General features: G+C 62.4%; 11 protein-coding genes and 1 pseudogene. 7 read left to right on the forward strand and 5 right to left on the reverse strand.

Annotation, left to right across the window (positions count from 1 at the left end; all coding sequences use genetic code 11):
- On the reverse strand, positions 1-375 hold the full coding sequence (locus tag H156_RS0111805; RefSeq protein ID WP_238536850.1) for an Hsp20/alpha crystallin family protein: 375 nt from the start codon (positions 373-375) through the stop codon (positions 1-3).
- A 407-nt stretch (positions 376-782) separates the two neighbouring features.
- On the opposite strand from H156_RS0111805, the pseudogene H156_RS17670 reads away from it, so the two are divergent.
- The 7 genes and pseudogenes from H156_RS17670 to H156_RS0111840 all read left to right on the forward strand — a co-directional run.
- A pseudogene (locus H156_RS17670) lies at positions 783-980 on the forward strand (YkvA family protein); the annotation flags it as partial.
- 26 nt (positions 981-1,006) lie between these two features.
- Positions 1,007-1,840, forward strand: coding sequence for a ZIP family metal transporter (locus tag H156_RS0111815; protein ID WP_017365202.1), 834 nt, complete (start codon positions 1,007-1,009; stop codon positions 1,838-1,840).
- Between the two features lie 45 nt (positions 1,841-1,885).
- Positions 1,886-2,812 carry a DnaJ C-terminal domain-containing protein gene (locus tag H156_RS0111820; protein ID WP_017365201.1) on the forward strand — a complete coding sequence of 309 codons (927 nt, stop codon included), beginning with the start codon at positions 1,886-1,888 and terminating at the stop codon, positions 2,810-2,812.
- Positions 2,813-2,815: 3 nt separating this feature from the next.
- Positions 2,816-3,136: a chaperone modulator CbpM gene (locus tag H156_RS0111825; protein ID WP_017365200.1), complete on the forward strand. Its 321-nt coding sequence runs from the start codon at positions 2,816-2,818 to the stop codon at positions 3,134-3,136.
- A gap of 176 nt (positions 3,137-3,312) precedes the next feature.
- Positions 3,313-3,756, forward strand: coding sequence for a phosphate-starvation-inducible PsiE family protein (locus tag H156_RS0111830; protein WP_026045929.1), 444 nt, complete (start codon positions 3,313-3,315; stop codon positions 3,754-3,756).
- A 31-nt stretch (positions 3,757-3,787) separates the two neighbouring features.
- Positions 3,788-4,912, forward strand: coding sequence for a S1C family serine protease (locus H156_RS0111835; protein ID WP_010960979.1), 1,125 nt, complete (start codon positions 3,788-3,790; stop codon positions 4,910-4,912).
- Between the two features lie 45 nt (positions 4,913-4,957).
- Positions 4,958-5,542, forward strand: coding sequence for a MarC family protein (locus H156_RS0111840; protein WP_010960978.1), 585 nt, complete (start codon positions 4,958-4,960; stop codon positions 5,540-5,542).
- Positions 5,543-5,559: 17 nt separating this feature from the next.
- Here H156_RS0111840 and H156_RS0111845 read toward each other — a convergent pair whose 3' ends face one another.
- The 4 genes from H156_RS0111845 to H156_RS0111860 form a co-directional block, all read right to left on the reverse strand.
- Positions 5,560-6,870, reverse strand: a complete 1,311-nt coding sequence (locus H156_RS0111845) for a TolC family protein (protein WP_017365198.1) — start codon at positions 6,868-6,870, stop codon at positions 5,560-5,562.
- A complete protein-coding gene (locus H156_RS0111850; RefSeq protein ID WP_017365197.1) occupies positions 6,867-10,016 on the reverse strand; it encodes an efflux RND transporter permease subunit in 3,150 nt (1,049 codons plus the stop codon). The genes H156_RS0111845 and H156_RS0111850 overlap by 4 nt, the downstream gene beginning before the upstream one ends.
- A gap of 24 nt (positions 10,017-10,040) precedes the next feature.
- A complete protein-coding gene (locus H156_RS0111855; protein ID WP_238536849.1) occupies positions 10,041-11,168 on the reverse strand; it encodes an efflux RND transporter periplasmic adaptor subunit in 1,128 nt (375 codons plus the stop codon).
- Positions 11,169-11,394: 226 nt separating this feature from the next.
- The gene (locus H156_RS0111860; RefSeq protein ID WP_017365195.1) at positions 11,395-12,045 is read right to left on the reverse strand and encodes a hypothetical protein; all 651 of its coding nucleotides are present in this window, start codon (positions 12,043-12,045) and stop codon (positions 11,395-11,397) included.
- Between the last annotated feature and the right edge of the window lie 234 nt (positions 12,046-12,279).

Here is a 12,279-nt window from a genome sequence, read left to right on the forward strand (position 1 = left end):
TCATTTGATTTCGATACGCTTGGGTTGTGCGGCTTCGCTGCGCGGCACCGATATACGCAGCACCCCGTCCCGGTAACGGGCCTGGATGCCCGAGGGGTCCACGTCTTCCGGCAGACTCACCACTCGCTTGAAACTGCCGGAAAAACGCTCATCGGCGTAGACACTCACCTTTTCAGCCACTTCGGACGATTCGCTCGGCCGTTCTCCTGCGATGGTCAGCAGTCCGCGGTCCACACTGACTTCCAGTCGGGAAGCATCGATGCCCGGCGCGAAAGCGTAAACCTCGATGGACTTGGGCGTGGTGCCGATGTTGACGGCGGGAAAGCCTCGCGCCACCGCGCGGATGCTGGTGGGCATGCCCAATGCCCCGAACATCCGTTCCATCTCCTGTTGCATCCGGTCGAATTCTGAAAAGAGATCGGTTGGAAACCGTAACAAGGATTCGTACATGGTTGACCTCTTGAAAATGCGTTGAAGGAATCGCCCATTCGACGGCCTTTCGATCCCGAGCCGTGGCCGGGAAGGTGGCACCGGTAACTATAGCTCACCGCTACGGCGTCTATAATGGCGGGGCGCGCCGGAATCGGCGATTTTCGTCGGGTCGTTGCTGGATTGTCGGAGCCTTCATGTCTGAGACGAAAGAAGCGATCGTTTTACGGGATGCCCAGGATCGGATGACCGACGCGAACTTCGAGCGCGTGGAGGCGCAGCGCTCGGCGATCAGGGATAAGATTTTCGGGATTCCTTTGTTGCGGGACATCCTGGAACAGGTCGAGCTGCTGATGGATCTGGTGCGGGACTATTGCTCGGGCCGTTATCGGGACATTCCCCGCTGGGTGATCGGCGCATTGAGCTTCGCGCTACTGTATTTCATCAATCCCATCGAGCTGATCCCGGAATTCGTTCCGGTGATCGGCTATCTGGACGATGTGGCCCTGCTGCTTCTGGTGTTGCGCTTGACCCGCGAGCACGTGGAAAAATACAAGCTCTGGCGAGGTCAAGGCGCATGACGGCGGGAGGGATCGCCGGCTTGCCGCCGTTCGCCGAGTGGGGCCCGATCGGGCAATCCTTCGGCGCGGGCCTGGTGTCCTGGAGCGGCACGGCGCTGGGAGCCTCACTGGTATTCTTCACCGCCCGGGTCCATCAAGGTTTTTTGGATGTGGTGCTGGGGTTCGCGGGTGGCGTCATGCTGGCGGCCAGTTTCTGGTCGCTCCTCCATCCGGCCATCGAGCTGTCCGCTGACTATGGTCCCTGGCGCTGGCTGCCCGCCAGCGCCGGGATCCTGCTGGGCATCGTCTTCCTCCACGTTACCGATCAGGTGCTGCCGAGATTGCAGCTTGCCGCACCGGCCAAGGAAGCCAAGGGATTGAGCAGCCACTGGCGGCGGACCACACTGCTGATCCTGGCCATCGCCCTCCACAACATCCCGGAAGGGCTCGCCCTCGGCGTCGTGTTCGGCGCCATCGGCGATGGCGCCAGCCCGGTCAGTCTGGCAGCTGCGGTGGGCTTGATGGCGGGCATCGCCTTCCACAATCTGCCGGAGGGTATGGCGGTGGCCTTGCCCCTGCGGCGGGAGGGACTTTCACCGTTGCGCAGTTTTCTTTATGGGCAGATCTCGGCCGCGGTGGAACCTCTGGCGGCGGTGGCCGGCGCCGCCGCGGCCCTGACGGCTAGAGCGGTGTTACCCTATGCCATGGGATTCGCCGCGAGTGCCATGCTGTACGTGGTAGTGCGGGAAGTGATCCCGGAAACCCAGCTTAGCGGCCACCCCGTCGCCGCTACCTTGGGGATCATGTTGGGGTTCACGCTCATGATGGCGTTGAGCGTGAGCCTCGGATGAGGCGCCACCACCTGCTCCGACACGATCATCTGGACGGCTAACACCATGGAATTCAAGGATTACTACAAGATACTCGAGGTCGAGCGCTCGGCCACCGAGGACGAGATCAAGAAGGCTTACCGCAAGCTGGCCCGTAAATATCATCCCGACATCAGCAAGGAGAAGGGGGCGGAAGCCCGGATGAAGGAAATCAACGAGGCCTACGAGGTGTTGCGCGATCCAGAAAAGCGGGCGGCTTACGATCGTCTGGGGGCTGGCTACCGCAGCGGCCAGGAATTCCGGCCGCCGCCGGATTGGGATGCCGGCTTCGAGTTCGCCCGCGGACCCTTTGGGCACGGCGCGGACTTCAGCGATTTCTTCAACACCCTGTTCGGCGGTTTCGGCCGGAGCTCCGGGGCCTTCCGCGCGCGCGGCGAAGATCATCACGCCAAGGTTTTCATCGATCTCGACGATGCCTTTCGCGGCGTCAGCCGCACTCTCAGCCTGCGCGTGCCGCAGCTCGACGAGCAGGGTCGCCTGGTGATGCGCGAACGCACGCTCCAGGTGCAGATCCCCAAGGGCATCCGCGAGGGCCAACTCATCCGTCTGGCCGGCCAGGGTGCCCCGGGCCTGGGCGGGGGGCCGCAGGGCGACCTTTACCTGGAGGTGCATTTCAAGCCGCATCCCTTTTACCGGGTCGATGGCCGCGATCTCTACCTCACCCTGCCGGTGGCGCCCTGGGAAGCGGCCATGGGGGCGACCGTCAAGGCGCCGACGCCAGCAGGTGCGGTCGAAGTTCGCATCCCCGCCCGGTCACAGAACGGACGCAAGCTGCGCCTCAAGGGACGGGGCATTCCCGCTGATCCGCCCGGCGACCTCTATCTCGTGCTGGATATCGTTCTGCCTCCGGCGGACACCGAACAGGCGCGGGATCTCTACCGGCACATGGCGCGGCAGATGGCCTTCGATCCGCGCCGCTCCCTGGGGGTTTAGGCCATGAGCAACAGTATCATCGTAGCGGGCGTCGGCGTCTGGATCGGGGACGAGGGGGTGTTGTCTCTGGAAGAACTGGCCTTGGCTTGCGGAGCGGGGATCGATTGCATCGCCGAGCTGGTGGAGCTGGGGGTATTGACGCCACAGGGTGCCGACGCGACCGCCTGGCGCTTCGCGGCGGCGGATATCCAGCGATGCCGCCGCCTGCTGCGTCTGAGGCGCGATTTCGAAACCAGTCTGGAAGTGGCGGCTCTCATCCTCGACCTGCTGGAAGAAACCGAAAGGCTGCGGTCCCGTTTGCGGCGGGCCGGACTCACGGATTGACGAAGGATGGGACGAGCCCGGCGCATCGCCACACTTGCTCGACGGCCCGCCATGGGTACCGGGGCGAAGGGCCGGTTGTCCCGGTTCCCGCAGGCCGGTGCATCTGTCCTGGGCATCGAGTAGTCTGTATCGAAGCAGGAGAAGAACCGATGGTGGATGACTCGGAAATCCCCCGTATGGAAAGACGTCCGACCTTTGCCGAAGAATGGCGTTTGATGAATCTCTATGAGCGTTTCGAGCAGGTGGTTGCAATCATTCTGGCGAACGTGATCGCGGTGGTCATCGTCATCTCGCTCTATCAGCTCATTCGCACCGTCGCCATGCTGATCACCAGCCGGGTTTTCGAATCGCTCGATCATGCGGTGTTTCAGGAACTGTTCGGCATGATCATGACCTTGCTGATCTCGATGGAATTCAAGCATTCCATCCTGCGGGCGGCCTTGCGCCGCGGCAGCGTCATTCAGGTCAAGACGGTGGTATTGGTCGCCTTGATCGCGCTGTCGCGCAAGTTCGTCATTCTCGATCCGAATGTCGGTGCCGCAACCATCGGTGCCTTGTCCGCGGCTTTGCTGGCCTTGGGGGCGGTATATTGGCTGCTCAGCGCCTGCGAAAAACCGTAAAGACCCCTTACCCTCAGTTTCGGAGACTCCCATGAAACCCATTCAAGAATCCCTGTTTCCTCGTCGGCTTTGGACCGCGACCGCCACGTTGCTCCTGGGGTTCGGTATGGTCGCAGGCGGTTTTCAGGCCGCTTCGGCGCGGGACGTAGCACCTCGCCCGATCAGCCCGCGCGGAGAACTCGCGCTGGAAGAGAGAGCCACCGTCGAGTTGTTCGAAAAGTCGAAAAATTCGGTGGTGTATATCTCGACCCTGCAACAGGTCATGGATCCCTGGACGCGCAACGTACTCAGCATCCCCCGGGGGACAGGCTCCGGCTTCATCTGGGACGAAGCCGGCCATGTGGTGACCAATTATCACGTCGTGGAAGGGGCGAGCGGGGCCACCGTGAAGCTCGCCGACGGACGCGATTACAGGGCCGCCCTGGTCGGGGTGAGCAAGGCCCATGACCTGGCCGTGCTGAGAATCGACGTCGGTCAAGGCATACCGAGTCCATTACCCATTGGCGTCAGCCACGATCTCAAGGTGGGGCAGAAGGTGTTCGCCATCGGTAACCCCTTCGGCTTGGACTGGTCGCTCACCACCGGCATCGTTTCGGCCCTGGATCGCTCCCTGACCGAGGAGACCGGCGTCACCATCGAGCATTTGATCCAGACCGACGCCGCCATCAATCCCGGTAATTCCGGCGGACCGCTATTGGACTCGGCCGGCCGGTTGGTTGGCATCAATACCGCCATCTACAGTCCTTCCGGGGCGTTTTCCGGGGTGGGTTTCGCCGTGCCGGTGGACACGGTCAACCGCGTAGTGCCGCAACTCATCGGCCGCGGTCAATACATCCGACCGGCCTTGGGCATCGCGGTGGACGAGGGGCTCAACCAGAGAGCCGTTCAGCGGCTGGGTGTGACGGGAGTCCTGGTATTGAAGGTGAATCCGGGCTCCGCCGCCGAAGCGGCCGGACTCAAGGGCGCCACCTTGCTGCCGGATGGCCGCCTGATCCCGGGCGACATCATCGTCGCCGTGGAAGGTAGGCCGGTCGATAGCGTGAGTAAGCTCTCGGCCTTGCTGGACGACTACCAGATCGGCCAGAAAGTGCGTCTCTCGGTGCGGCGCGGCGACACAGAGATGGATATCGCCGTGCAGCTGCAGGCCGGCAGTTGAGCGACCGGGAATCCCGTGAAGCCTCCCATCTGACCGGATCGCCGCATGACACTGGCCCAGGTCGCCGTATTGTTGTTTCTGATCACTGATCCTTTCGGCAATTTGCCCCTGCTGCTGACAGTACTGCAACGGCTGGGGCATGCGGCTTACCTCCGTGCCGTGTTGCGTGAAACGGCGATCGCCTTCGTGGTGCTGGTCGTGTTCGCCTGGAAGGGCGATCTGTTGCTGGGTTACCTCAACGTGACCCAGCCGTCTTTGAACATCGCGGGCGGGGTGATCCTGACCATCATATCCCTGAAAATGATTTTCGGCGGGGCTCAGGAGACTTTCGATGACCGTTACGCGAATGATCCCCTTGTCGTCCCCATCGCCATACCCGCCATTGCCGGGCCCGCAGCATTGACCACGGTGATGCTGCTCAGCAAACAGCAAGGGATTCCGTTTCCGACGCTGTTCACCGCCCTGACACTGGTTTTTCTGGCGAACTTGACCACCTTCCTGCTCGGTCGGCTGCTCGGAGAATGGCTGGGACCGCGGGGTTTGACTGCCCTGGAGCGGCTGATGGGACTCCTGCTCAACCTGGTCGCCGTGGACATGACCATGGCAGGTATCAAGCGCTTCTTCACCTGAACCCGCGCCGTCGGCCGTCAGCGCAGTTTGCCTATCTGATAGTCCAGCTCGGCACAGCGTACCTGGTATTCGACCCGGGCTTCGATTTCATCGATCGCGGCGCGGGTGAGGTTGAGCTGGGCTTGAGTCAGTTCGACAATGGAACTCAAACCCATCTGGTAGCGCGACTGGGCCAGTTGAAACGATTTGTCGGCCTCCAGGAACTGCTGATGTGCCGGCTTCATGCGCTCGAATGCGGTTTTCGCCGCCATCCACGCCACCCGCACGTCGCGCAGGACGTTGTTTTCCGCATCGGTGACGCCATGGGCCGCCGCCTGGTATTCCTTTTTCGCCTTGTTTTCGCGAGCCTCCAGGGCGAAGCCCTCGAAAACCGGAACGTCGATGAGGAGACCGCCGATGACGTTGAATTTCGGATACTTGCCTGCTTCGATGTTGACCCATGGCATGTAATTGATGTCGCCCACCAGCTCGATCCTGGGGCGGGCCGCGGCTTTTTCCGCTTCCGCGAACTTTTCCGCTGCCTGTAACTGCAGCCGCAGGGTACGCAGATCGGGCCTCAAATAGAGCGCCTCGGTGATGGCGCTCTCCAGCTCGCCGACGGGCGGCGGCAGAGGTTCCTCCCGCACGTCGAAAACTTCTTCGTCACGGCGGCCCATGGCAGTGGAAAGCACGGCGCGGGCCGAGGCCAGATCGTTCTGCGCCTTGAGCAGCAGCAACTGAGCATCGCTCTGGTTGACTTCGGCGAAGCTGACGTCGAGAGCGGATTTGAGTCCGGAGGTGGTCAGCGCCTTGACCTGCCGTAGATTGAGCTCCCGTTTCGCGAGAGTGTCCTCGGCCACTTTCAGCACGGCCTGCGCTTGGACCATCTGAAAATAGGCGGCGGTCACCAATAGTATGATCTGCGCTTCGTTGGCGGCCCGGTTCTCCTCGCTGGCTTTGGCGTTCAATTCGGCGCTGGCGATCAGGTTGGAAGTGCGGCCGAAATCATAGATCAACTGTTTCAGGTAGGCGCCGGTCGCGGCGCGCGACGCCACCGGCGGCGGTGCCAGGCCGTAACCCGCGGCCAGACGCGCCGGTGCGTTTTTCGAGCTGTTCGAAACCGCACTCACGGTCTGCTGGGTGATATGCGGCAGGTAGGCGGCCTTGGCCTGGACGACCGCCTCCTGGGAGGCCTGCGCCTGGAGGTCGGCAACCTGGATACGCGGGTGACTCGTGCGGGCGATGTCCTGCGCTTCCCGGAGTGACAGGGTGAGGGCGTCCGCCGGGCCGGTCGTGCATGCCAGCAGCAGCGCCGAGGTGGCGGACAGACCATACAGCCCGGGTCTCATGTGGTAGCCTCTGGCGGCGAATCGGCCGGTTTTTCGCCGTTCCGATCGCGGAACAGGAGCACATAGGTGGCGGGTACGATGAATACCGTCAACACCACCGAGGCACTGAGGCCGCCGATGATGACGCGCGCCAGCGGGGCATAGGCCTCGCTGCCGGTGCCGAGCTTCAAAGCCATGGGAATCAGGCCGATGATGGTGGCGAGAGAGGTCATCAGTACGGGCCGCAAGCGGGTCCGGCAGGCTTGCGAAACGGCGTCGACGACCGTCATGCCGCCGGCGCGCAACTGGTGGGTGAATTCCACGATCAGGATGCTGTTGGAGACCACCATGCCGCACAGCATGAGCACGCCCATCAGAGACATGACGTTGAGCGTAGTCCCGCTCACGAGCAGCATCAGGATGACCCCAGTAAGACCAGTGGGTACCGCCAGCAGGATGATGAAAGGCGTCACGAACGAACGGAACTGGGCAACCAGTACCAGGTAGACCAGGATGACCGACAGGCTCAGGCCGAGGGCGAAACTGTGGAAAGACGCCCGCATACTTTGCACGGCCCCGCGCAAGGTCACCGTCACGCCTTCCGGCAACTGCATTCCCGCCACGGTGTCTTCGATGGCGGTAGCCAGCCGTCCCAGATCCTCGCCTTGCGGAGTGACGTAGATGTCCATCACGCGTCGGATCTGGTAGTGGTCCACTTCGTTGGGAGTGTGCATCTCCTCGATCCGGGCGACGCTGTCCAGGGTCGTCGGGCCTTGCACGTTGGGGCCGCGCAGCACCAGGTTTCTGAGGTCATTGATCGAGCGGATCAGTTCCAGCGGATATTGAACCGAAAGGAAGTAATTGTTGCCGGATTTGGGATCGATCCAATAGTTCGGCGAGATCATGACGTTTGACGTCAGCGCCGAGATCAGGCTGTCGACCACGTTCTTCTCCGTGAGGCCGACCTGACCGGCGCGGATGCGGTCCACCTCGATATTGAAAGCGGGCAGATGGTTGTCCTGCGGGGTGAAAACGTCGCCGGTGCCGGGAAGCTTCCGAATCTCCGCGGTCAGGGCCTTGACCACACGATCGGCAGTCTCGAGGTCGTTGGTGCCCACTTGGACATCGATCGGCGCCGGCATTCCCTGGTTCATCACCGCGTCGATCAGACCGCTGGTCTGGAGGTAGGTGCTCAGCTGGGGCATTTCCTCCCGCAGTGCTTCCCCGATCCGGTCCATGTATTCGAAACTGCTGGTCTTGTGGCCGGCCTTGAGAGCGACCTGGACGAAGGCGGTGTCCTCGGTCGAATTGGTGGTGTAGAGCGCCGGTAGGTCGGCCACCGAGCCGATGTTCGACAGGATGAGCTGGAGATCTTCCGGTGTGACGTTGCGGCGGATCAGTGCCTCGACCTGGCGGATCTGGTCCTCGGTCTTCTCCAGCCGCATTCCGGAGGGCGCCTTGATCATGAGGGTGAACAATCCCGGATCGGTGCGGGGGAAGAACGAAAGGCCCAGCAGCGGAAACAGCAATAGGCTGGCGGCGAACAGGCCCGTGATGCCCGCGAGCGTGGCACGGGGACGCTGCAGGGCGCGGGCCAGCAGGGCCTGGTACCGGTCGAGAAAGGCCTGGAAGCGTGCATCGAACCCGGCATTGAAGCGGCTCAATAGGGAGGATCGGGCGTCTTGGCCATTGCCATGGACGTTCGTGATGAACCGGGAGCAGAACAGCGGTACGACGGTCATGGCCACGACGTACGATGCGAATTCCGACATGACGACGGCCAGGCCCAGCGCCGAGAACAGGAATTTGCTGACGCCCTGCAGAAAGCTCACCGGGAAGAACACGATGGCCATGGTGAGGGTGGCGGCGAGCACCGGGAGTGACACTTCCATTCCGCCTTGCTCCGCAGCCTTCGCCGCAGGCTTGCCCATTTCCATATGACGGAAGATGTTTTCCAGTACGATTACCGAGTTGTCGATCAGGCGCGAGAATGCCAGCGCCAGGCCGCCCAGGAGCATGGTATTGACGGAGCCGCCGCCGAGGAACATGACGAAGAACATGGTCAGCGCCGACAGTGGGATCGACAGCATCACCGCCCCGGTGGCGCGCGGACTGCCGAGGAACATCAGGATCATGAGGCCGGTCAGGCACAGGCCCGTCAGTCCTTCGTGCATCAGGTTCTCGATGGCGCTTTTGACGAACAGGGACTGGTCGAAGATGACCTCCGTCATCAGGGTCTTGGGCACGTCCAAAAGGCGGGAGACGATGTCCTTGATCCCGTCGACAATGGCGATCGTATTGGTGTTCCCGCCCTGCTTGAGCACCGGCACGTAGACCGAACGCTGGCCGTCGATGCGTACGATGTTGGTCTGGATCATGGTGTCGTCCTTGGCCCGGCCGACGTCGCCTACCATCACCGCCCCCTGGCCTACGGTGCGCAACGGTACCTGGTCCAGTTCCCGCATCGTGGCGACCTGGCTGTTGGTATAGATGTTGTACGTCAGATCGCCGATGCGGGAGAAGCCGGCAGGCAGGATCAGGTTGGCGTCGTTGACCGCGTTCACCACGTCGTCGATGCTCAAGTCATAGGCCTGCATCTTCATGGGGTCCACGTAAACCTGGATCTGCCGCATCTTGCCGCCGAACGGCAACGGTACCGAGGCGCCAGGTACGCTGGCCATCTGGTTGCGCACGTTGAAGCGGGCGATATCGAGCAGGTCCTTTTCGGCCAGACCCTGGCCTTTGAAGGTCACCAGGCACACCGGCATGCTGGATGCGTCCGATTTCAGGATCACCGGCGGGAGGGTACCTTGTGGCAGGCGGCGGAGTGTCGCCATCGCCAGATTGGAGATGCCGGTCAGCGCCGAGTCCGGATTGGAGCCCGGATGGAAATGGACTTTGATCAGACTGACGCCGGGCAGGGACCGCGATTCGATGTGATCGACGTCGCTGGCGAGGGTGAACATGCGCTCGAACGGTGCGGTGATCGCCGTTTCGATCTGCTTTGGCGGCATGCCGGAGTAGAAGGTGGCGACCATGACCACCGGAATGTTGATGGCGGGGAACAGGTCGACGGGCATGCGCAGCAGGGCCGAAATGCCCAGTACTCCGGCCATCAACCCGCCGACGATGATGAAATAGGGGAAACGGAGCGCGAACCGGGGCATCTCGCAGCTAGCTTCCGTGGCCGTCTAATGCCCGCCCTCGGCGGGCGGGTCGTCGAACGACACCGTTCTCGTCTGGACCGTCTGTCCGGGGAGGAAGGCGGAACGTCCAGCGACGATGACCAGCTCGTTTTCCTCGAGGCCCGAGATCACTTCGTAGCGGTCCGGCGATCTGATGCCGAGCTTCGGCTTGCGCTCTTCCACTTTGCCGTCCGGACCGACCACCAGTACCGTCGATTCCTTTCCGTCTTCATCCACGGCTTCGACCGGTATCGCTAGAGACCGGTCGCGCCGCGCCAGCACGAACTCCACGGAGGCCAGCATGCCGGGCTTGAGTTCAAAGCGTGGATTGGGGACCAGGAGTTGGGTTTCCATGGTGCGGGTGACATCGGAGGCTTTCCCCGTGAAGCGCCAAATTTTTCCTTCGAAAGTGCGGTTCAGGGAAGGAACGTGGACGGTCACCGGAGTGTCCGGGTGAACCAGCGGAACCAAGGATTCGGGGACGGGGAAGGAGAGCCTGAGCGGATCGACCTGCGTGATCCGGACCACCGGCATGGCCTGCTGGCTGGACTGGATACCCTGTGGCACCATGGCGCCGGTATCGGCATAACGCTTGGTGACGATGCCCGCGAAGGGTGCCCGGATCGTCGCATAGTCAGCCAGCGTCCTGGCCTTGAGTTCCTCGGCCTGGGCTTCTGCGAGTTCCTGTTCGGCCACCAGGGCGGCGGCTTCGCGGGACGAAAGTTCCGCCGCCGTGGCATCAGCCTGGGACTGGGCGAGGTCGACCTCCTGCTGGGCCACCAGGTTGGGGGTGGTCTGGTTGACCGAATACATGCGCTGATAGGTCAGCGCCGCCTGACGGGCTATCGCTTCGGCGCGGCGGATGTTGCTGCTGACCAGCCGGATACGTTCTCGGGCCCGCAAAACGGCGGCATGCGCACGCGCCAGATCTTCCTCGAGTTCAGGAACCTCGAGGACGGCGAGAACCTGGCCTTCCTTGACCGCATCGCCGATGTCTACGTCGATTCTCTTCACGTAGCCCGCCACCTTGGCATGGACGTCGACCTGCTGATACGGCTCGAATTCAGAAGCGATATTGAGCGTGCTCACCAGGTCCGTCCGCACCACCGGTGTGACTGCCGCTACGTTTGGCATGCCCGCGGCGTTCTTGTGGGAGCCGGTGTGATCCGAGCAGCCGGCCGCCGACACGAGGAGAAGGAAAACGATCGAATGGAAAGAGAGTTTGAGGTATCCGGGCCCGGGGGGAGTGCAGGTTCCCCTCGAGGCCGATGTCTTATTGCACTGGGACGGGTGGGGGCACATCTTGCCGAGCCGTGAATAAAGAGCGGACCGGCCGCGAAAGCCGGCCCCGTGTGTCGGACTACTGTCTGAATGCGCGACTCTTGTGGTGACCGCCCTGACTCAGGGAAACAGTGGGCATGGTAGGGGGGACGACTTCGAACAGGTTGCAGCGTTCGTCGTCAGCCTGATAGGGCACCCTGGTCAGGGTGCTGACGCCAAAGTAATCTCCCCAGGCGTTGTAACTCTCGCAGCTCCACTCGCTGGGAAGGACGCTGGTTTCGGTGCTTCTGCAGTCCAGCGTAACGGGCAGGAACAGAGCCTCGCCACCCGTCCCTTCGACGATGTGTACCGTCAGACCGAGGCGGGCCCCGGTCTGGGTATGCACGGCGCCGGGATTGACGTTCTTGCCGAAATAGCGGGTGCCGATGTCGATCGTGCCGGTCGCGGCTGCCATGTGCACGACCCAGGGATCGCCTTCTTCCTGATAGGCGTAGACATATTTACCGTGGACGCTGTAAGCGGTTTGCTTGCCGCCGAACAGCAGTGCGGCCAGGTCGTACCATGAGCTGACCAGCACACCCTGGGTTTCTGCGTCGATCACGAAGCGCTCGTCCGGAAACAGGCTGTCGGTATAACAGGCGGACTGCGCATGAGCGACTCCGGCGGACGCAATCAGCGCACAGGCCGCCGCTAGTCCGTTCCTCGCCGATGAAAGAATCGATCTTTTCACTCGGAAGCTCCCGGTTGTTGAGTGGAGGCGGCCGGACCGGTCATGCGCACCACGACCGGACGAGCGCCGGTGGCATTCTGGCACGCCACGCCGTTGAACGGAAGCCAAACCTAGCGTTTCAAGAGCCTGAAACCGTGTGTCCTTTGATCCAGGCCGATGCCATCCACGGGATGACGGGTACTTCCCCGTTCACCCCTCCTGATCGAGCCCGGTTTTCGGCGGAAAGAACCGGAT

It is taken from the genome of Methylococcus capsulatus str. Texas = ATCC 19069, assembly GCF_000424685.1.
Lineage (GTDB): Bacteria > Pseudomonadota > Gammaproteobacteria > Methylococcales > Methylococcaceae > Methylococcus > Methylococcus capsulatus.